Origin of the sequence: Neisseria sp. HMSC061B04 (genome assembly GCF_001836705.1) — a bacterium.
Lineage (GTDB): Bacteria > Pseudomonadota > Gammaproteobacteria > Burkholderiales > Neisseriaceae > Neisseria.
In genome coordinates, this window is record NZ_KV830180.1 from 24,503 (window position 1) to 44,133 (window position 19,631).

The following is a 19,631-nucleotide window of genomic DNA, read 5'->3' on the forward strand; positions in this document are numbered from 1 at the left end:
TGGAAAACCACAATGAAAACAGCACAAGAACTGCGCGCCGGCAACGTATTCATGGTCGGCAACGATCCTATGGTCGTTCAAAAAACCGAATACATCAAAGGCGGCCGCTCTTCCGCCAAAGTCAGCATGAAACTGAAAAACCTGCTGACCGGTGCCGCTACTGAAACCATTTACAAAGCCGACGACAAATTCGACGTCGTAATCCTGTCCCGCAAAAACTGTACTTACAGCTACTTTGCCGACCCAATGTACGTCTTCATGGACGAAGAATTCAACCAATACGAAATCGAAGCCGACAACATCGGCGACGCGTTGAAATTCATCGTTGACGGCATGGAAGACCAATGCGAAGTTACTTTCTACGAAGGCAACCCAATTTCCGTAGAATTGCCTACCATCATCGTTCGCGAAGTTGAATACACCGAGCCTGCCGTTAAAGGCGATACTTCCGGCAAAGTGATGAAAACCGCACGTCTGGTCGGCGGCACTGAAATCCAAGTGATGTCTTACATCGAAAACGGCGACAAAATCGAAATCGATACCCGTACCGGCGAATTCCGCAAACGCGCCTAATCAACCCGTAATACAAAAAGGCCGTCTGAAACAAGTTTCAGACGGCCTTTTATCAATCTGCCTTATTGTTTCTTCAAGCCCTTGGCTTCGACAGTGGCAATCGTACCGTCAATGCCTTTGCTCTTAATCAGCTCGCCAAATTGATTGCGGTATACCGTTACCAAGCTGGTACCGTCCACGCGGATGTTGTAAATCTTATACACACCGCCACTTTGGTAAAGCTGGTAAGCCACTTCATACTTCGTACCTTTTTTGGTTTGAATTTCCGAGAAAACGTCAAACTTATTACCGTTTGCCGTCATCTTCGGCAACAGGCGCACATTTGCATCCGCCGCACCAATCAGTGCAGAATGCGAGTACATCGCAATGACCATGTCTTTGAATGCACGGATAAAATCGGTTTTCTGTTTGGCAGAAAATTCACGCCATGGCGCGCCGACGGCCAAAGCCGAAATACGCTCATAATCCAGATAACGGTCGGCATACTGCTCAACCTGTTTCACGCGTTGCGCCTCTGTCAAAGACGTATTGCGTGCAATTTTCAACACGGCATCAATGTTCTGCTGCATCTGCTTTTGCGCCGGATGCGTTTCCGCCGCCACATAAGGCGCGGCAATCACCATCGGTGCGGCCACAATCAGAGTCTGAAGAAAACGGTTCATGACGATATCCATCCAAAATAAAACCGCATTGTAAAAACAATCTATTCCAAAAAACTTAATTCTTTGTAAAAGCAGTCATGAGCAATGAAAAATCCTGCAATCAAATTTCAGACGGCCTGATAAAAATAAGATAACATGTGAACGCTATTTTAAAAGGAAAAAGCCATGCCTTACGTCAACATCAAAGTAACCGGCGGCAACGAAGCCCCGAGCGCGGAGCAAAAAGCCGAATTAATCCGCGGCGTTACCGAATTACTCTCACGCGTTCTCAACAAAAACCCTGAGACAACCGTCGTCGTCATCGACGAAATCGATATGGACAACTGGGGCATAGGCGGCAAAAGCGTGACGGTTCGCCGTGCCGAAGCGCGCAATAAGTAAGCCTTGGCCGTCTGAAACCCTTTTAATTTACCCGCAAAAAGAGTACATTTATCCCATTGTTAACAATTTTACGGAACACACATCATGGAGAAATTTCCCAAATCATCCAAACTGGATCACGTTTGCTACGACATCCGCGGCCCAGTTCACAAAAAAGCCCTGCAACTGGAAGAAGAAGGCAACAAAATCCTCAAGCTCAATATCGGCAATCCGGCTCCGTTCGGCTTTGAAGCGCCTGACGAAATCTTGGTTGACGTCATCCGCAACCTGCCCACTTCTCAAGGCTATTGCGACTCCAAAGGCCTTTACTCCGCACGCAAAGCCATCGTCCACTACTACCAAACCAAAGGACTGCTCGACGTTACCGTCAACGACGTTTACATCGGCAACGGCGTCTCCGAACTGATTACCATGTCCATGCAGGCGCTGCTCAACGACGGCGACGAAATCCTGATTCCCGCACCGGACTATCCTTTGTGGACCGCCGCCGCAACACTGGCAGGCGGTACCGTCCGCCATTATCTATGCGACGAAGAAAACAACTGGTTCCCCAACCTGGCCGACATGGAAGCCAAAATTACGCCTAAAACCAAAGCCATCGTCGTCATCAACCCCAACAACCCGACAGGCGCGGTGTACAGCAAAGAAATCCTGCTCGAAATCGCCGAATTGGCACGCAAACACGGCCTGATTATTTTTGCCGACGAAATTTACGACAAAATCCTCTACGACGACGCCGTACACCACCATATCGCCGCGCTCGCCCCCGACCTCCTGACCGTGACATTCAACGGCCTCTCAAAAGCCTACCGCGTTGCCGGATTCCGTCAAGGCTGGATGATACTTAACGGCCCGAAACATCATGCAAAAGGCTATATCGAAGGCTTGGACATGCTCTCGTCTATGCGCCTTTGTGCCACCACACCCATGCAACACGCCATTCAGACGGCCTTAGGCGGATACCAAAGCATCAACGAATTCCTCCTCCCCGGCGGCCGCCTGCTCGAGCAACGCAACAAAGCATGGGAACTGGTCAACCAGATTCCGGGCATATCCTGCGTCAAACCCATGGGCGCATTGTATATGTTCCCCAAAATCGATACCGAAATGTACAGTATCCACGACGACATGAAATTCATCTACGACTTACTCGTACGTGAAAAAGTCCTGTTCGTCCAAGGTACAGGCTTCAACTGGATACGCCCCGACCACTTCCGTATCGTTACCCTGCCGCCCGTTCATCAAATTGAAGAGGCCATGGGCAAACTCGAACGCTTCCTGCAAAACTACCGTCAATAAACCTAAACAAAGAGGCCGTCTGAAAAAGCAAACCGCTGTTCAGACGGCCTTTTTCATCAAACAGCAACTTGGCAAAGCCTGCCGACATGCGTATAATCAACCCTTCCTATCTGGGGGCGATCTTGGTTTCGACGGGGGTTGCAAAGCAGATGCGGGCATACCGGGGTCTCAGATTTCCCGTTAAACACTGAATCAAAATAGTCGCAAACGACGAAACTTACGCACTGGCCGCTTAAGGCCTGCCGTTGCAGCAGTTGGTCAATGGGCTGTGTAGCGCAAGCTACCGCAACGTCATTCTACATTGACTGGTTTTCTGTCGGGTTACTTGGCAGGAAACGAGATTTAAGGTAACTGGTTCCCTGAAGGCCTGTTGGTCGGCATGATGGGGACGAGATTCTAAATAGACACAACTAAGTATGTAGAACGCTCTGTAGAGGACTTTCGGACGGGGGTTCGATTCCCCCCGCCTCCACCAGATTTAAAGCGCAAACTTTTGATATAAAAAGGTTTGCGCTTTTTTATAAACTTAAAACAGGCCGTCTGAAACGTTTCAGACGGCCTGTTTTTGTCTCAAATATCTAAGTAAAAAAACTTTTTAATACATTACCACCAATAGTGCTTTAAAAAAGATTTCAGTCTTACATTTTTCTATCTAATTTCATATCCATTTTACGATGCGGTCTAACTGTTACACTCAACGGCAGATGATCTGACAAATGCTGCCAGTCTTTACTGTTGTGGATTTCAGAATCGATAACATCAAGATTGCGCGTATAAATCCGGTCGAGGCTGAGGATAGGCAGGCGCGAGGGGAAGGTTTTGGGACGTTTGCCTGTATTATCAACAAATACTTCGTTCAAATCTAATGCCCTGCCCAGCTCACGCGCTGATTTTTGCCGCCAGTCATTAAAATCACCGGCAATAATCAAGGGGCTGTCAGGGTTGATGTGGCGGTCGACATAGTCGCTGATGGCGCGGTATTGTTTGAGGCGGTCAGGTTCGCGCAGATTGAGGTGGACGCACAGACACACCAGCGGGTCTTCCCAACCTTCGGGCACGACCTCGCAATGCAACAGGCCGCGCTGTTCGAGTTTGTTGACGCTGATGTCGAGGTTGTTTTCCGTTTTCAGCGGCAGGCGGCTGAGAATGGCGTTGCCGTGGTGTCGTTTAGGATAGACGGCATTTTTGCCGTAGCTGCGATGATAATCGAGGCTGTCGCCGATGATGTCGTAATGCGGCGCATCGGGAAAGTCGGTACGGCGGCTTCTGTTGAGATGTTGTCCTTGGACTTCTTGTAAAAACAAAACATCCGAACCCAATGCACCCAGCGCGTCAGCCATGCGGTTAACCTGCACTTTGCGGTTGAGCGCAGACATGCCTTTGTGCATATTGTAGGAAGTAATGGTAACTGGACGGGGAGACATGATGTGTGATGAAGCGGTTTATTTGTTTTAGTATAGCACCGGAGCGTGTGGTTTTACGGCAATTTTGGTTATACTTGTTTAAAGAATAAAACGGCGTTTTGAGAGGGAATTTCCCAATCAAAACGCCTTCTGTTTTCAAACGGCCTCGCGTCCGAATCAGTTGTTGATTACTTCAACATTGGTTTCAAAAGTAACGGTGTGTTGGTATTTAGATGCGGTTTTGCGTTTCGGATAAGGATATTTGGAAACGCTTTTCACTGCGCGTTCGTCCATTTCAGGATTGCCGCTGGATTGAATGATATTCACGCGGTCAACGTTGCCGGCAGGAGTTGTGAAAACATCCATCAAAACGGTTTTAACGCTGCCGTTTTGCGCTTTCATGGCTTCCAGAGTTTCGGTATCGGCTGCTTGTGCGGTACCGAATACAGCGGCAAACAACAGGGCTGAGGCGAGGAGTTTAGTCGTTTTCATGTTTTAGTCCTTATTAGGGTTGTGGTTAGGTTAAATATTTCAGACGGCCTGATTGATCGTTATTTGAAATTCAAAATTGGCCAACCTTTTGCTTTGGCTTCTTTTTCCAGCTCGGCATCTGGATTGACAGCGACAGGTTCGTCCACGATACGCAACAGCGGCAAGTCGTTTTTGGAGTCGCTGTAAAAATAAACCTTGCCGTAGCTTTCAAAGGTCTCGCCGTGCTCGGCAAGCCATTGTTTTAACCGGGTAATTTTGCCTTCTTTCAGGCTGGGCGTACCAACATAGTTGCCGGTATAGCGGCCGTCTTCGCCGGTTTCAAGCTGCGTGCCGATAACGTTGTGAATACCGAAAAGGTGGCAGATTGGAGTAATGATGAATTCGTTGGTCGAAGAAATAACCAACATTTCATCGCCCGCCATTTGATGGCTTTGCACCAGCATACGCTGCATCGGAGAAATATGCGGAACAATATATTCGGCCATAAACTCGCGATGAAACTCAGCCAATTCTTCCTTGCTGAATCGGGCCAAAGGCGCGAGATGGAATTTGAGGAAAGCATCAATATCAAGACAACCGTTTTGATAGTCTTGATAGAACTTTTCATTTTGCGCCTCGGTTTCAGCCGCATCGACTATGCCTTTTTTAATCAGGTATTGCGGCCAGGAGTGATCCGAATCGGTATTGATCAAGGTATTGTCGAGGTCGAAAATGGCAAGGTTTTTCATTGGGTTTCCTGTTGTTTTAAAAGCTGGCGCAAAAGCGGCAAAGTAATGCGCTTGCCCATCATAACAGCGTAGTTGTCGAGGGTATCGAGCATTTGCATCAGGCTGTCCATATCACGCCGCCAATGGTTCATCAGGTATTCGAAAATTTCCGGATCGATAGTTACCTGACGGGCAGCCGCCATGCTGACGAGCGCATCGATTTTTTCCCGGTCGGTCAACGGTTTGACTTCGTAAACCAAGCAATACGCCATGCGTGTGCGCAGGTCTTCGCGGATAACGAGCTGCTGCGGCGTATATTCGGAACTCAAAAGCAAAAAGCCTTTGCCGCTGTTGCGGAAGCGGTTGAAGATGGCAAACAGTAAAGCCTGTTCTTCATTATTAAGCTTTTCGATTTGGTCAATGGCAAGATATTCTGCATCCAGCGCAGCTTCTGTCAGCGGCGTGGCGGCGGCGTCAATATAGAGGGCATTTCGTCCGGCATCGAGTGCCTGGGCGACCCATGCCTGCAAGAGATGGCTTTTGCCTGCGCCCTCTTCGCCCCAAACATAGATAAATTGCCCATGTTTGTGCTGCAACACATACACCAGCTCGGCATTTTCTGTTCCCAGAAATTTGTCGAAGCCGGGATAATCATGGCTGGCAAAATCAAAGATGAGCTGGTTCACAAAGGCGCACCGGTTAGGTTGAAATCGGCTTTATTTTACGTTGTTTTGCCGTCCACCATCAAGGATAAAGGCCGTCTGAAGCCTATACCTGCAACATATCTGCACTTCTAAACAGCTTACGGCATTGGTTTTATTCCGCTTTGGTTTTACAATGTCGAACTTCTCGCCGAAACATTTGTCTGTTCTTTTTCAGACGGCCTTTTTATTTGGGAACCCTAGTGATTTCTACCATTATCGATTTCATCCTCCATATCGACCAACACCTTGTCCACCTCTCCACCCAATACGGCCCGTGGATTTACGCGATTTTGTTTGTTGTAATTTTCTGCGAAACCGGTTTGGTTGTAACGCCATTTTTGCCCGGCGACTCGCTGCTGTTTGCCGCCGGCGGTATTGCGGCCATCGGTGGCATGAACATCCACGTCATGGTATTGCTGCTCTTAGCGGCCGCCATTTTAGGCGATGCGGCCAATTTTATGATTGGCAAGTATTTTGGACAAAAACTGTTTGCCAATCCTTATTCCAAAATTTTCCGCCGTTCGTATTTGGAAAAAACCCATGCGTTCTATGAAAAACACGGCGGCAAAACCATTATCATTGCGCGCTTTGTGCCGATTGTGCGGACGTTTGCGCCATTTGTCGCCGGTATGGGCGATATGCACTACGGGACGTTTATCCGTTACAACATTATCGGCGCAGTGTTGTGGGTATTGTTGTTTTCCTATGCAGGCTACTTCTTCGCCAATATCCCCGTCGTCAAAAACAATCTGGGCTTAGTCATGGCGGCAATCATCGTGATTTCGATTTTACCCGCGGTAGTCGAAATTATCCGTGCCAAACTTAACGCCAAAAAATAACAATCAATCGAAAAGTTTGAAAGTTTAAACACATCAAGGAATTGTCATGCCGTTGCTGTCTATTGAATTTGCGGTATTCTTTATCGTATTTTTACCCTTGTACTGGGCATTTGCACGTTTGCCGCAAGTTCAAAACGTTTTACTTTTGGTTGCCGGGCTGGGCTGGCTTTACCGTATCGACCCCATTTTTGCCGCGCTGATTTTGGTTTACTCGTCTGTGGTTTACCTGATCAGCGTGCTGATGTTTTCTGAAAACGAGAATATCCGCAAATTTTGGCTGGGTTGCGGTATTTCGGCGGCATTGACTGTTTTGTGTTTCTTCAAATATTTCGACTTTTTCCGCCCGATTATTCAGCAATATACAGGGCAAAGCGCCGTCATCGACATTATTTTGCCTTTGGGCTTGTCTTATTACACTTTCCAATCGCTGGCTTACTTGGTGTATTGCTACCGCGAGCCTAAGGGAGAGCGTTTTGAATGGCACGAGCTCCTACTGCATCTGAGCTTCTTCCCCACCATCACATCCGGCCCGATTATCCGTGCGGCCGCTTTTAAAAGCATAGACGGCGAACAGGCGGGCGCATTGGCGCAAATCCGCACCAAACAGGCACGCCAGCTGATTTATCCGGCGTTGGCGGTCGGCCTGATTGTGTTGGGCATTGCTAAAAAATGGTGGCTTGCCGGCGTATTGGCGGAAGGCTGGGTATCGCCTGTTTTTGAAAATCCGGCCCAGTTCGACGGCTGGGGCGTGTTGTCTGCGATTTATGGCTACACCTTCCAACTCTTTTTCGACTTTTCCGGCTACTCGGATTTGGTCATCGGTTTGGCCATGCTGCTCGGCTTCCAGCTGCCGAAAAACTTTGCCGCGCCGCTTCGCGCCATCAACATCCGCGACTTCTGGGACAGATGGCACATCAGCCTGTCCACTTGGATTCGCGACTATATCTATATCCCTTTGGGCGGCAGCAAAAAAGGCTTCGGACGCACCCAGCTCAATCTGATGATTGCCATGTTGCTTTCCGGCATTTGGCATGGCTACGGCTGGAGCTTTTTGATTTGGGGCGCGCTGCACGGTGCGGCTTTGGTATTGCTTAACTGCGGCGATAAAATCGTCGGCCGCAACGCCTTAGGCCGTCTGAAAATCGGCAAACCGCTCGCCTGGCTGTTTACCTTCCATTTCGTTTGTTTCGCTTTTGTCGTGTTCAACAGCGCAACGCTTGCCGATACGGAAATGCTGTTCAGCGCATTATTTGCCAATGATAAAGGTTGGAACGCGCCTCTGCCGACCGACCTCATGTTGCTGGGTGCCTTTGCACTGATGCTTTTGCTGTACCCGTATTTGCTTCGCTTATTTGAAGCATCGGTAAAGGGCCTGGACAAACTGCCTGCATGGCTGTGGTTTATCCCCATCACGCTTATCCTCGCCCTGATTATCGTCTTCGCCCCGTCCGGCATTCCCGGCTTTATTTACGCCAACTTCTAAGGAGCAGAACATGAAACGCTTTATCTCCCTGTTTGTTTCGATTCTGCTCAGTGCGGTTGCGCTGACGTGGTTTGCCCAAAACTCCATCAATGCCTATTGGCAGCAGACCTATCATGAAAACAGTCCGCTTGAGCCTTTATCCGAATACGCTTGGTGGCGTATCGGTGCGGATTGGCAACAAAAAGCCTACGAATTTTCAGACGGCCTGAAAGCTTCGCTGGAAGCAGAAGACGCTTTAGCTTCGGAAGACTCTGGCATTGAAACAACAAGGCCGTCTGAAAATACGGAAGATATTGAAACATCGGACAATCAAAAAGAGACTGCCGCTTCTGATGCGGCTAACAATACGGATACCGCCGCCAGCGAGCCAAGCAATCAGGCTGATCGGTCGGCAACGCAGGTTGTATTGAAAAAAGGCAACAAAGTTTTCTTTGCCGGCGACTCGCTGATGCAGGGCGTTGCACCTTTCGTACAAAAACACCTCAAGCAAGAATATGGCGTACAATCGGTCAACCTCAGCAAACAAAGCACCGGCTTGTCCTACCCCAACTTCTTCGACTGGCCGAAAACCATCGAACAAACTTTGCAAAAAGAACCCGACATCCGCGTTTTGGTTGTATTCTTAGGCCCTAACGACCCATGGGATTTCCCGATGGGTAAAAAATACCTGAAGTTCGCCTCCCCCGAATGGGAAGCGGAATACCTCAGCCGCGTCCGCCGTATTCTTGATGCAGCCTCCACACATGATGTCCAAGTCATTTGGCTGGGCATTCCTTACATGAAAAAAGCCAAGCTCAACGAACAGATGCGCTACCTCGACAAAATCCTGTCGGGTACGGTGTCGCCTCAAGCCATCTGGCTGCCGACCGACAAACTGTTGAGCAACGGCGCAGAAGAATATGCCGACTCTGTCAAAGTCAACGGAAAAATCATCCGTTACCGCAGCAAGGACGGCATCCACTTTTCCGCAGAAGGCCAAAAACTATTGGCCGAAAAAATTATGGAAAAAATTAATTTTACACACGATACACAACCATGAAATTGAATAAAACCTTACTCCTCACGCTTCTTGCACTCCCTATGACCGCCTGCGCTGCCGATGCCGGCCTATTAAGCAACTACGGCTCCAACCGCCCTGCCTGGCTGAACAAACTGCAACAGCTCAACAATACTTCAGACGGCAAATTCCGCATTATCCAAGTCGGCGACTCACACACCGCCGGCGACTATTTCACCGACCGCCTGCGCCGCCGTTTGCAACAAAAATGGGGCAACGGCGGCATCGGTTGGGTTTACCCCAACACCGTCAAAGGCCAGCGCATGGCAACCGTCCGTTACAGCGGCAGCGGTTGGAACACCATCAGCAGCCGCAAATCACACAGCGACTTTTCTTTCGGCGGCATTGAAGCACGCGCCGACGGCGGCAGCGTTACCTTAAGCGCAGCCGACGGCAGCATGGACATGCAACAAATCTCCATCTTCGGCAAACCGGTTTGGTCCGAGCAAACCCTGATTGTCAACGGCCGCGAAATTCCGGCCAAACAAAACGGCTGGCAACTGTTGCATACCAATGCTTCCCTGCCGATGACGCTCAGCAGCAGCATGCCTTGGCAAATCGGTTTCATTAATATCGAACGCCCCGGACGCGGCGTCACTGTTTCCGCCATGGGCATCAACGGCGCGCAATTGTCCCAATGGTCAAAATGGCGGCCGGGCATGTGGGAAGATTTGGCACAAACCAAAGCCGATTTAATCATCCTTGCCTACGGTACCAACGAAGCCTTTTCCGGCAACCTCGATATTTCCTCTACCGAGCGGACATGGCGCAACTATATCCGTCAAATCAAAAACACCCTGCCCAATGCAGGCATTCTGATCCTCGGCGCTCCGGAATCTTTGAAAACCGCCTACGGCAGCTGCGGCAACCGCCCTGTCTTGCTCAGCGAAGTACAACAAATGCAGCAACGCATCGCCCGTGACGAAAAAATCATGTTCTGGTCTTGGCAAGATGCGATGGGCGGCGCATGCAGCATGAAAAACTGGATGGCGCAAGGCTTGGCAGCCAAAGACGGCGTTCACTTTTCTGCACAAGGCTATGAAACTGCAGCCGATAAGCTTGCCGACAGCCTGATCCGCTTTGCCCAATAAATTGGCAAAAGCCTAAGTATTTTTCTCATTCACAGCACAAAAAAGGCCGTCTGAAATTCATATTTCAGACGGCCTTTTGTTTATCGCTTATTCAGCAAACTGCTTATTTTTAAGCCAATATATTGCTACTCATTCGTTGCGTTTGGTTTTCCGTAAAACGAACCAAACTTGCCTGCTTGTCAAAGCCTAATGGCTTGGCGACAAAGCGGTTGGGCAATTTGTTTAAATGATGATTGTAGCTTCCGGCCCTGCGGTTGTAAGCGCGGCGTGCCGATGCGACTTCTGCTTCTGCAGCATCCAGCATTTCCATCAAACCGGCCAATTTCTCATCAGGATGTTGTTTCAAAAGGCTGTTGACGGCGGTTTGCAATTTTTTCAGCGCATGATTCAATGCTGTTTCGGTTTCGCACAGATGTTTGATTTTGGATTCGGAAAATGTTTTGGCAGTTTGCGCCAATGCGGTTTCAACTTCGGCACACATCTGCTGAACGTTTTGATCCGATGCAATGCCCTGCTCTTGCAGGTGTTTGCTGTATGCATCCAATACATGACGGACGGCATGATGTCGGCAGTCGAGCGCAATGCGCAAAGAGACAAAGGATTCGCGACAGTCTTTTTTGCGGTCTTTCAACTGTTGTTTGAAATACAATAAGACGGCGGCGATTGATACGAAGATAAGTGCAAGACTGATAATGCCCATAGTGAGTTCCCTAGTTATGATGCCACTCATATCGGTGGCTGATTTTATTAACATCGATTATAATCCAATTTCAATATTTTTCCCAATTTTCATAAAAAAGGCCGTCTGAAATTCAGACGGCCTGAAGTTTCTATTTCTATTTCAATGCTTTGACTTGATGTCAATTACCCACACTTCTGATTGCGAACCCAAACGAAGGGGAATGCCCCAGAAGCCGTAGCCCGAAGTGGTGAAGAAATGGCCGTTGCCGATTGCCTCGTAGCCGTAAGCAAGACGATAAAGCGTACGGACGATAAGGTTAGCAGGTGCGACTTGGCCGTTGTGGACATGGCCGGAGACCTGCACATCAATCGGCAGCCGGGCATGGGTTTCGATTGAAGTAGGACGGTGGTCCATCAGCAAAACCGGTAATTGGGTATTTTGACCTTCTAAAAGCTGCTCCGCACTGGGGCGTTTGTGATCCAAATCATCGCTCCGCCCCACCAGCAACACACCATTCACTTCCAAAACCTGATTGGCCAAAACCGTCAAACCTGCCGCTTCCAATTCATGTTTGATGCGTTTCTGATCGCGGAACCAATCATGATTGCCCAAAGTGGCGTAAACGCCCATCGGCGCAGTCAGCTTCTGTAAATGCGGTTTCATGTTTTCTTTCAGGTACGCATCAACGGTATCGTCCATTAAATCGCCCGGCAGCAACACCATATCGACTTGTTCCTGCTTCATAATGTCCGTCAGCTCGTCCAATTGACGCGCGCCGAACAAAATCCCCAAGTGCAAATCGCTGGCCACGCCGATACGTAGCGGCTTATCCATTTTCTTATTGATGAATACAGTCTGATGGCGGACCATGGGCGTATAGGCGTTATACATCCCTAAACCGAGCAAACCGATCACAAACAAAGGCGCAAACAGCCGCAGGCTTCGAGAAAGAGGTTGGCGTGCTACAAAACGGCGCAGCAAAAGATACAGGATAAATGTCGCCAGCGCGGCATACATCACAAACAGCAAGATAACCATCCAAAACGCCAACACGCGGAACATCATATGCCCCAATTCCAGCAGCAAGCCGACCAACAAGCCGTTTGTAATGAAATAGGAAATACCCATCAGCCAACGCCTGCCGACTTTGCCAATCCAAGGCGCAAACAGCCATTGCAGCGAACGCCCGAGCCCGAATGTAAACACTTGCAACAGAATGACGCTCACAAAAAACATCTTGCCAAACATGCCTTTCCGCCCTAAAAAATCAAAAGGCAGATTTTAGGCCGTCTGAAACTTTCAGTGTATAATCCCCCACGTAAAAACCCATAATATTTTGAAAGGAATCATCATGAGCCACCCTCAATCAGCTATTATTCCTGATCACGCACAAGCCGGTATTTTTATCGAAGCAGACATTTCAGACGGCCGCAACGAAGACATCAAATCTGCCTGCCGTCTTTCTTTGGAGGCTCTAGCCAAATTAAAAACCCGTTTTCCAAATGATATTTTGGGTTTGACCATTGCCTTCGGCAGCCGCGCATGGCAATCGTTCGGTCACACTGAAGAAGGCAGCGAAATCAAACCTTTCCCTGAATTGGGCAACGGCCTCGCCCCTTCCACCCAACACGACCTCTATATCCACATTCAAGCCACCGAGCAAAAAGCCGCCTATGCCTTGGCACAATCCGTATTAAACGCATTCGGAGACAGCATCCGCGTAGCCACTGAAGAACACGGCCTGCGCCTGTATGAAGACCGCGGCTTGGACGGTTTTGTCGATGGTACGGAAAATCCGCAGGGCGATGACAATGTGCGCAATGTCGCCATTATTCCCGAAGGCAAGCCCGATGCCGGCGGCAGCTATGTTTTACTGCAGAAATATCTACATGATTTGAAAAAATGGGATGCCGTTCCTACTGCCGAACAAGAAGCCAGCGTAGGCCGCAGCAAAGAAACCAATGACGAATTCAGCAAAGACGTGCGCCTGCCAGACTCCCATCTCGGCCGCGTCAACGTCAAAGAAAACGGCGTTGGCTTGAAAATTGTCCGCCGCAGCCTGCCCTTCGGCAAAATCAGCGGCGAACATGGTTTGATGTTCACTTCCTATTGCAACACGCTGCACAATATTGAAGTTCAACTGCTCAATATGTTCGGCGATGCAGACGGCAAAACCGACTTACTGCTGAAATATTTGTCTAAAGCCGTATCAGGTGCTTACTACTACGCACCTTCTGTCGAGCGTTTGCAAAATCTTTAACGGCTCTCAGGCCGTCTGAAAAAACCTGCCTTTTCAAAGGCAGGTTTTTGTTATTTAAATCCCATTAATATTTTTATGGTATTATCATAGAAATTTATCCCATTGTTGCTTAATAAACCCTGATTGCAGACAAGGATAAAAACCGATACACCCCAAGCAGCTATTTTCGATAAAATAAACCCAATTATTATCCCTATAAAATTACGACACCATGTATAAATCCCGCCTCCTTCCCCTGCCCGTATTGATTCTCTCCGCGCTGAACACCTATGCGGCCAATACACCGAATCCGCCTGATCAAATCGATAAAAACGTACCCAACCAATTCGACAAAGACTTCCGCGACAACCTCGACCAGATTCATTCGGTCGAAATCCAAAAACGCGAGCAGTCGGCATGGGATTTACAGAAAAAACAAGATAACGACGCAGTTGCACAAGAAGGGCCGTCTGAAAACAATACCGAATGCTTGGATTACACCGGTATCGAACTTTCCGGCATTACCCTTATCGATTCCAAAAAGATTGAAGCCAAACTCCCCAAATGCATCAATCAAAACAACATCAACCAACTGAACCGGGACATCGTTGCCGAGTATATCGCTCAAGGCTATCCGCACACGCAAATCAAATTTGAAACCACGCCCGAGCGTGTTTTGAAATTGGCCGTCATCGAAGGCAAAATCCGTGAGATTACCGGCGGCTCCCGTACAGTCAACGTCGACACCCTCTTCCCCAATCATCAAGGCAAACCGCTGAACATCCAATACCTCGACCAAGGTATCGAACAGGCAAACCATGTTGCCGGCAACAACGTCAGCATCGACGTTTATCCGCATGATGACGGCACCGCCTCCATCCAACTCAACAACGATGCCCAAAAACATTGGGGCGGCAGCATTACCATCGATAATAAAGGCAGCAAACCCAATACCACGACACTGCGCGGCAGCCTGAATATCGGCAGCCCGTTGGGATTGAGCGACTCCCTTTATCTAAACGGCTACACCAATCTAAACAACCACGACAGCCATTACAGTCGCGGCGGCAGCCTGTTCTACCAAGTTCCTTATGGCGCATGGACATTCAGCACTTACGCCGCCGCGTCGCAATCGCAAAGCATCCTAACACCCAGCGTTACGCGCTACGCCTACCGCTCCCAATCCAAAGCGGCAGGAATCAAAGCAGACCGCGTATTCTCACGCAGTCAAAAACACATTGCCTCCGCCTATGCCGGCATCGATTATGTGAAACAGACTGCAAAATTTGCCGACAGCAAACTGGAATTGCAAAGCCCGGAAATCTATTCGGCACAAGTCGGCCTGTCGCACACGGCCATCCTGCCAAACGGCATTTGGCTCAACAATATCGGTGTGGAACAAGGGTTTGCGAAAAATACCGAACATACGCCGTTTGACAAGCGCTATACCTCTGTATCCCTGCAAAGCAATTTGATTCAAAACCGCCCATTGGGCAAATGGATCGTGCGCAACCATCACCAAATCGATGCCCAATATAGCCCGCATGATTTGTTTGCCGCCAAAGAAATGGACATCGTCGGTTATCAAAATGTACGCGGTTTCCGTTCGACTTCTTTAAGCGCAAGCAGCGCAGTCCTGTTGAGCAATACCATTTATTTCCGCCGCAATACGCCCCACGGCATCTATATCGAACCTTATCTGGGCGCAGACATCGGCGTTGCCAAAAATCATCACGAAAGTTCGCAACGCGCCATGGGCTTAGTGGCAGGTTTGAATTTGGGCAAGGCGGACAAATGGCAGCTTTCTGCCGACTACGGCAAAGGTTTTGCGCGCATGCCCAACCAATCAAACAGCGAAACACAGGATCATGTAACCGTTTCTTTACGCATTCCATTTTAAAATTATGTAAATATATATCCTTTTATCCAATATATAAACCGCTCATCTTAACATTATTAATTTTCTATTAATATCAATAAGATGAGCGGCTTTTATTTGCATTTGAAATAGTGCACACAAGATCATACTGGTGGTATGATTGTAAAAATTTCCATACCAATGTTAATACATTCAAAAGTTTTCTCAACAGAAATCCGATACCCGATATGGGATTTCTGATTCACTCTCCATCACGATAAATAAGGATTAAAATCCATGAAAATCGACACTTTATATCAGCCTAAGCTCTCAGCTTCCGGCAAAGTGACTGTCGCCGTGTGCTTTGCATTCCTGGGAAATGCAGCGGTAGCCGCCAATATCGAAGCCATCGGCCAAACTTCGGTACAGCAGCAGAACAATGTCGACATCGTCAACATTGCCGCACCGACGGCCCAAGGTCTTTCTCACAACCAATACAACAAGTACAACGTTTCCCAACACGGCGCCGTTTTGAATAACGCCCTGTCCGCCGGTAAATCCCAACTGGCCGGAAACCTGTCTGCCAACAAAAACTTCCAAGGTCAGGCCGCATCTGTGATCTTGAACGAAGTAGTCAGCAAAAACCCTTCCCTGATTTTAGGTCAACAAGAGATCTTCGGTATTGCCGCAGACTATGTTTTGGCAAACCCTAACGGCATTACCCACAACGGCGGCAGCATCCTGAATGCCAACCGCGCATCCTTGGTTGTCGGTACGCCAACCGTTTCAGACGGCGCGTTGAAATCTTTCCATATCAGCGACAATGGCAAACAACTGCAAGTAAACGGCAATTTGAGCGGCAACCGCGTGGTTGACCTGCTCGCGCCACAAGTTGTGGTCGGCAAATCAGCCAACGTCAATGCCGCTGACGCCATCAACGTTTCTTCAGGCAAAAGCAACTTCGACTACAAAACCGCACAAATCGAAGCCTTGGACGCAGCTTCAAATGCGCCGGTTCTTGACGGCCATATCTTCGGCAGCATGCGCGCCGGTACCATCCGCATCCACGCGACTGACAAACGCGCCAAACAAAACATTCAAAACGCCGCCATTACCGGTACCCGCTACCTGAATATCGACAGCAAAGGCAACCTGAGCATCCAGTCCGCCAACCTGACCGGCGCGCAAATGGAATTGTTTGCCCGCGATACCGACATCAAAGGCACGGTTACCAGCCATTCCGCCAACAAATCTTCCAGCGGCAAAGAAGCGCAAAATGTTCAGCACTTCCGTTCAGACCGCAACAAAACGGAAACCTTTACCGCCAGCAATATCAATGCATCCGAGTCATTGACTCTGAACAACAGCGGCAGCCTCAACTTAAGCGCGGCCAACATCAATGCCGGCGCGCTGACCGCCTCTGCCACAGGCAACATCAATTCTAACGCGGTAAAAACCACCAACCGTACAGAATCCGACCACACTCAAAGCAAAGGCCTTTGGTACAACAACAACCTGAGCGCCTCTACTGACGAAAGCCTGCATCAAACCACAATCAATGCCGGATCTGTCAATATTGCGACCACCGGCAAAGTCCAATTGGACGCAACCGAACTGAACTCGGCTGCCGATGCACGCATTGCCGCCCAACAAGGCATCGTATTGAGCAGCAACAGCGAAACCGACAGCAGCTCGACTTATGTCAGCTTCAAAAACGAAACTGCCGCGCTGAAAACCGGTATCGCTACAAAATCTTCCAAAAACTCTACCGCCCATGAAACCAAAATCTCCGCAGCCGGTGATATCGGTTTGATTTCCGAAGGCGATTTGAGCACTTACGGCGCAAGCATCGCGGCAAACGGCAATGTCGTTACCGATGTCAACAACATCAACTTGGGTACGCAAACCACCATCAACACCAGCAGCCTCGATGACCAGAAAAAATACTGGGGCGGCCTGTTCGGCGGTGAAAGCCAAGTTCAAAACAACCGTACCGAAAACCTGCACGGCAGCAGCATTACTGCCAACTCAAACGTAGTTTTGGGTGCAAAAAACGGCGTCAACGTTTACGGCAGTACCGTTGAAGGCCAAGCCGGTACATTCGTCAGCTCCAAAGCAGGCAATGTCGATATTAAAAACGCCACCAGCACCGACACTTCCGCACAAAGCGCGCGTAAAGGTACGATTTTCAATATCACGACCTCTAAAACCAGCAGCAACAGCAGCATTGAAAAAGTAACCGGTTCCACCCTGGTTTCCAATGCCGACCTGACCGTTGTTTCCAACAAAGACATCAATGTGATCGGCTCTGCATTGTTTGCGGCACAAAAACTGCAACTGGCTTCCGCAGGCGATTTGACCATCGATGCTGCCAAAGCGGTAGAAAACAAACAGGTCAACGAGTATTCCATCAAAGGCTACTCCGGTACTGAAACCAATAAAGAAAACGGCAGCGTGACTGCCAAAGCCGGTATCAAATTCACCGATACCCACACCGACACTCATTCTGTCGGCCTGAGCGGCAGCATTTTGACCGGTAAAAACACCCAGTTGTCTTCCAACTCAAACGTTACCGTCAGCGGCAGCCAAGTCAACGGCGAAGAATCCGTCAACATTTCCGCAGCCAATGACGTCAATGTTGTTGCCTCCAAAGGCAGCAGCACAGTAACCGAGTCCGGCCGCGTAACCGATTTGGGCGTATCTGCCACTGCATACGGAAAAAATAACGCCGCAGGCGTCGGCGTATCTGTCGGTATTACCAGCACCAAAACGGATGCAACGACCGTAACGGACACATCTCATGTATCCAACATCAACACCGGCGGCAACACCACCATCACTGCCAACGGCAATATTAATCAAGAAGGTACCGTGATTAATGCGACCGGCAATGTGATTGAGTCTGCCAAAAACGTTACCCATGCAGCGGCACACAGCGGCGCGAAATCCGATGTGAAACAAAACGGCGGCGGTTTGGTCGTTTCTGCCGGCATCAGCACCAACAAAGGCATCGGCGGTGAAATCACTGCGCAAGGTCAAGGCAACTCTTCGACCCACAATGAATCCACTGCAACTGTCACCACCATCAACGCAGGCAATGCCATCGTTTTGGCAAATGACAAAGTGTCTGATGAAGGTACAAAATACGATGTAACCGATGCGATCAACATTGACGCAGGTTCATACCACAACACTGCCGCTCACAACACCAGCAACAGCAGCAGCAAACAAGGCGGCGCATCTTTGACTGTCGGCGCGTACACCAAAGACGGTTCAAATGTTGATGTGAATGCCAACCTGAACGTCAACTACGCTGATGAAAACAAAAAAGAATCTACCGCCGTCAAAGGCGATATGAATGCGACCAATGTTGTCATCAACGCCAAAGACTCTGCTGAAATCGCATCCAATATTACCGCCAACAACAACGTCAACATTACCGCAGGCAACGGCGTAACCTTCACCGAGTCAGCCAATACTGCCTCCAACCAAGGTACAGCCGTTAATGTCGGTATCGGCGCTGGTGCGACAATCAATGTTGAAACCGGTGTTGCCGTTCCTCACGTTAACGGCTCTGTCGGCGTCAACAAAACCGATAACGCTTCTTCTACCGCCACAGGCGCGAATGTAGCGGCCGGCAACGATATTAAAATCAATGCCAACAACGGCGACGTCAACCTGCACGGTACCAACTTGGTATCCAACAACTCCATTGAAGTAGAAGGTAACAAAGTCAATACTTCCGGCGCGATCAGCAGCGTTAACGAAAAAAATCTGACCGTCAATGTCAACGGCAGCTACGCTTCAGGCAAACCAAACGGCGGCATCAACGCCAAAGGTAAAAACGACGCCAACGTAACCAATACGGCAAACGTCATCCAAAGCGACAATGTCGTTATTACTACCGGCTCTCCAACCGGTTTGAGCGTCAACAATACGGCCATCAACGGTAATAATGTTGTGCACTACTATGACAACACTAAAGCTTCTGCGGCGAACCGTTATACCTATCGTCCTCGCCAACCAAGCTACGCTAAACGCCGTTTGCGTTACTAAGATGCGCTATTGAAGTCATTTGAATAGCCATTAAGACATGCCGTCTGAAAACAAGAAGTTTTCAGACGGCATTTTTATCATCAATGCAAAACCACACACTATCTC

At 49.1% G+C, this 19,631-nt stretch carries 17 protein-coding genes and 1 other RNA gene; 11 read left to right on the forward strand and 7 right to left on the reverse strand.

What is annotated here, in order from left to right:
• Positions 1 to 12: 12 nt before the first annotated feature.
• Positions 13 to 573 (forward strand): elongation factor P, encoded by a 561-nt coding sequence (efp, locus tag HMPREF2661_RS02930; protein WP_036490530.1) that lies wholly within the window; start codon positions 13 to 15, stop codon positions 571 to 573.
• Between the two features lie 62 nt (positions 574 to 635).
• Here the strand turns inward: efp and HMPREF2661_RS02935 are convergent, their stop codons facing one another.
• Positions 636 to 1,235 carry an MlaC/ttg2D family ABC transporter substrate-binding protein gene (locus HMPREF2661_RS02935; protein ID WP_070822303.1) on the reverse strand — a complete coding sequence of 200 codons (600 nt, stop codon included), beginning with the start codon at positions 1,233 to 1,235 and terminating at the stop codon, positions 636 to 638.
• Positions 1,236 to 1,400: 165 nt separating this feature from the next.
• Between HMPREF2661_RS02935 and HMPREF2661_RS02940 the strand changes: the two genes are divergently transcribed.
• The 3 genes from HMPREF2661_RS02940 to ssrA all read left to right on the forward strand — a co-directional run bounded on the left by HMPREF2661_RS02940 (position 1,401) and on the right by ssrA (position 3,390).
• On the forward strand, positions 1,401 to 1,616 hold the full coding sequence (locus HMPREF2661_RS02940) for a tautomerase family protein (protein WP_049333410.1): 216 nt from the start codon (positions 1,401 to 1,403) through the stop codon (positions 1,614 to 1,616).
• An 84-nt stretch (positions 1,617 to 1,700) separates the two neighbouring features.
• On the forward strand, positions 1,701 to 2,915 hold the full coding sequence (locus HMPREF2661_RS02945; protein ID WP_003747157.1) for a pyridoxal phosphate-dependent aminotransferase: 1,215 nt from the start codon (positions 1,701 to 1,703) through the stop codon (positions 2,913 to 2,915).
• 112 nt (positions 2,916 to 3,027) lie between these two features.
• Positions 3,028 to 3,390, forward strand: a transfer-messenger RNA (tmRNA) gene (gene ssrA, locus HMPREF2661_RS02950).
• Between the two features lie 163 nt (positions 3,391 to 3,553).
• Here the strand turns inward: ssrA and HMPREF2661_RS02955 are convergent.
• The 4 genes from HMPREF2661_RS02955 to hda all read right to left on the reverse strand — a co-directional run bounded on the left by HMPREF2661_RS02955 (position 3,554) and on the right by hda (position 6,203).
• Positions 3,554 to 4,339: an endonuclease/exonuclease/phosphatase family protein gene (locus tag HMPREF2661_RS02955; protein WP_049322290.1), complete on the reverse strand. Its 786-nt coding sequence runs from the start codon at positions 4,337 to 4,339 to the stop codon at positions 3,554 to 3,556.
• A 156-nt stretch (positions 4,340 to 4,495) separates the two neighbouring features.
• Positions 4,496 to 4,810, reverse strand: coding sequence for a TonB family protein (locus HMPREF2661_RS02960; RefSeq protein ID WP_003747161.1), 315 nt, complete (start codon positions 4,808 to 4,810; stop codon positions 4,496 to 4,498).
• Positions 4,811 to 4,869: 59 nt separating this feature from the next.
• Positions 4,870 to 5,538, reverse strand: a complete 669-nt coding sequence (locus HMPREF2661_RS02965; RefSeq protein ID WP_070822304.1) for a histidinol-phosphatase — start codon at positions 5,536 to 5,538, stop codon at positions 4,870 to 4,872.
• On the reverse strand, positions 5,535 to 6,203 hold the full coding sequence (hda, locus tag HMPREF2661_RS02970; protein WP_036490522.1) for a DnaA regulatory inactivator Hda: 669 nt from the start codon (positions 6,201 to 6,203) through the stop codon (positions 5,535 to 5,537). Before hda ends, HMPREF2661_RS02965 begins: the two co-directional genes overlap by 4 nt.
• A 218-nt stretch (positions 6,204 to 6,421) precedes the next feature.
• Here hda and HMPREF2661_RS02975 point away from each other — a divergent pair, with 218 nt between their 5' ends.
• Genes HMPREF2661_RS02975 through HMPREF2661_RS02990 form a run of 4 tightly spaced genes read left to right on the forward strand, consistent with a single transcriptional unit; the run spans position 6,422 to position 10,691 of the window.
• Entirely contained in the window at positions 6,422 to 7,060 is a 639-nt protein-coding gene (locus HMPREF2661_RS02975) for a DedA family protein (protein WP_070822305.1), read from the forward strand.
• A 46-nt stretch (positions 7,061 to 7,106) separates the two neighbouring features.
• Entirely contained in the window at positions 7,107 to 8,543 is a 1,437-nt protein-coding gene (locus HMPREF2661_RS02980; protein WP_070822306.1) for an MBOAT family O-acyltransferase, read from the forward strand.
• 10 nt (positions 8,544 to 8,553) lie between these two features.
• A complete protein-coding gene (gene patB, locus HMPREF2661_RS02985; RefSeq protein WP_070822307.1) occupies positions 8,554 to 9,582 on the forward strand; it encodes a peptidoglycan O-acetyltransferase PatB in 1,029 nt (342 codons plus the stop codon).
• A gap of 41 nt (positions 9,583 to 9,623) precedes the next feature.
• Entirely contained in the window at positions 9,624 to 10,691 is a 1,068-nt protein-coding gene (locus HMPREF2661_RS02990; protein ID WP_234398624.1) for an SGNH/GDSL hydrolase family protein, read from the forward strand.
• A gap of 109 nt (positions 10,692 to 10,800) precedes the next feature.
• Here HMPREF2661_RS02990 and HMPREF2661_RS02995 read toward each other — a convergent pair whose 3' ends face one another.
• Both HMPREF2661_RS02995 and HMPREF2661_RS03000 read right to left on the reverse strand, forming a co-directional pair.
• Entirely contained in the window at positions 10,801 to 11,421 is a 621-nt protein-coding gene (locus tag HMPREF2661_RS02995) for a LemA family protein (RefSeq protein ID WP_234398623.1), read from the reverse strand.
• A gap of 111 nt (positions 11,422 to 11,532) precedes the next feature.
• Positions 11,533 to 12,621 (reverse strand): metallophosphoesterase, encoded by a 1,089-nt coding sequence (locus tag HMPREF2661_RS03000; protein ID WP_049322283.1) that lies wholly within the window; start codon positions 12,619 to 12,621, stop codon positions 11,533 to 11,535.
• Positions 12,622 to 12,724: 103 nt separating this feature from the next.
• Between HMPREF2661_RS03000 and HMPREF2661_RS03005 the strand changes: the two genes are divergently transcribed.
• From HMPREF2661_RS03005 to HMPREF2661_RS03015, 3 genes are all read left to right on the forward strand, one after another.
• The gene (locus HMPREF2661_RS03005; protein WP_049322282.1) at positions 12,725 to 13,633 is read left to right on the forward strand and encodes a Dyp-type peroxidase; all 909 of its coding nucleotides are present in this window, start codon (positions 12,725 to 12,727) and stop codon (positions 13,631 to 13,633) included.
• A gap of 211 nt (positions 13,634 to 13,844) precedes the next feature.
• Positions 13,845 to 15,512, forward strand: coding sequence for a ShlB/FhaC/HecB family hemolysin secretion/activation protein (locus HMPREF2661_RS03010; RefSeq protein ID WP_070822310.1), 1,668 nt, complete (start codon positions 13,845 to 13,847; stop codon positions 15,510 to 15,512).
• A 255-nt stretch (positions 15,513 to 15,767) separates the two neighbouring features.
• Positions 15,768 to 19,526 carry a hemagglutinin repeat-containing protein gene (locus HMPREF2661_RS03015; RefSeq protein WP_070822311.1) on the forward strand — a complete coding sequence of 1,253 codons (3,759 nt, stop codon included), beginning with the start codon at positions 15,768 to 15,770 and terminating at the stop codon, positions 19,524 to 19,526.
• Positions 19,527 to 19,631: the final 105 nt, after the last annotated feature.

Bases quoted from the DNA above. Each gene is read 5' to 3' on its own strand.
- HMPREF2661_RS03005 (WP_049322282.1), top strand. From the start codon at position 12,725: ATGAGCCACCCTCAATCAGCTATTATTCCTGATCACGCACAAGCCGGT.
- HMPREF2661_RS02990 (WP_234398624.1), top strand. From the start codon at position 9,624: ATGACCGCCTGCGCTGCCGATGCCGGCCTATTAAGCAACTACGGCTCC.
- HMPREF2661_RS02980 (WP_070822306.1), top strand. From the start codon at position 7,107: ATGCCGTTGCTGTCTATTGAATTTGCGGTATTCTTTATCGTATTTTTA.
- HMPREF2661_RS02940 (WP_049333410.1), top strand. From the start codon at position 1,401: ATGCCTTACGTCAACATCAAAGTAACCGGCGGCAACGAAGCCCCGAGC.
- HMPREF2661_RS02945 (WP_003747157.1), top strand. From the start codon at position 1,701: ATGGAGAAATTTCCCAAATCATCCAAACTGGATCACGTTTGCTACGAC.
- HMPREF2661_RS03015 (WP_070822311.1), top strand. From the start codon at position 15,768: ATGAAAATCGACACTTTATATCAGCCTAAGCTCTCAGCTTCCGGCAAA.
- HMPREF2661_RS02965 (WP_070822304.1), bottom strand. From the start codon at position 5,538: ATGAAAAACCTTGCCATTTTCGACCTCGACAATACCTTGATCAATACC.
- HMPREF2661_RS02955 (WP_049322290.1), bottom strand. From the start codon at position 4,339: ATGTCTCCCCGTCCAGTTACCATTACTTCCTACAATATGCACAAAGGC.
- HMPREF2661_RS02995 (WP_234398623.1), bottom strand. From the start codon at position 11,421: ATGAGTGGCATCATAACTAGGGAACTCACTATGGGCATTATCAGTCTT.
- HMPREF2661_RS02935 (WP_070822303.1), bottom strand. From the start codon at position 1,235: ATGAACCGTTTTCTTCAGACTCTGATTGTGGCCGCACCGATGGTGATT.
- HMPREF2661_RS03000 (WP_049322283.1), bottom strand. From the start codon at position 12,621: ATGTTTGGCAAGATGTTTTTTGTGAGCGTCATTCTGTTGCAAGTGTTT.
- patB (WP_070822307.1), top strand. From the start codon at position 8,554: ATGAAACGCTTTATCTCCCTGTTTGTTTCGATTCTGCTCAGTGCGGTT.
- HMPREF2661_RS03010 (WP_070822310.1), top strand. From the start codon at position 13,845: ATGTATAAATCCCGCCTCCTTCCCCTGCCCGTATTGATTCTCTCCGCG.
- efp (WP_036490530.1), top strand. From the start codon at position 13: ATGAAAACAGCACAAGAACTGCGCGCCGGCAACGTATTCATGGTCGGC.
- HMPREF2661_RS02960 (WP_003747161.1), bottom strand. From the start codon at position 4,810: ATGAAAACGACTAAACTCCTCGCCTCAGCCCTGTTGTTTGCCGCTGTA.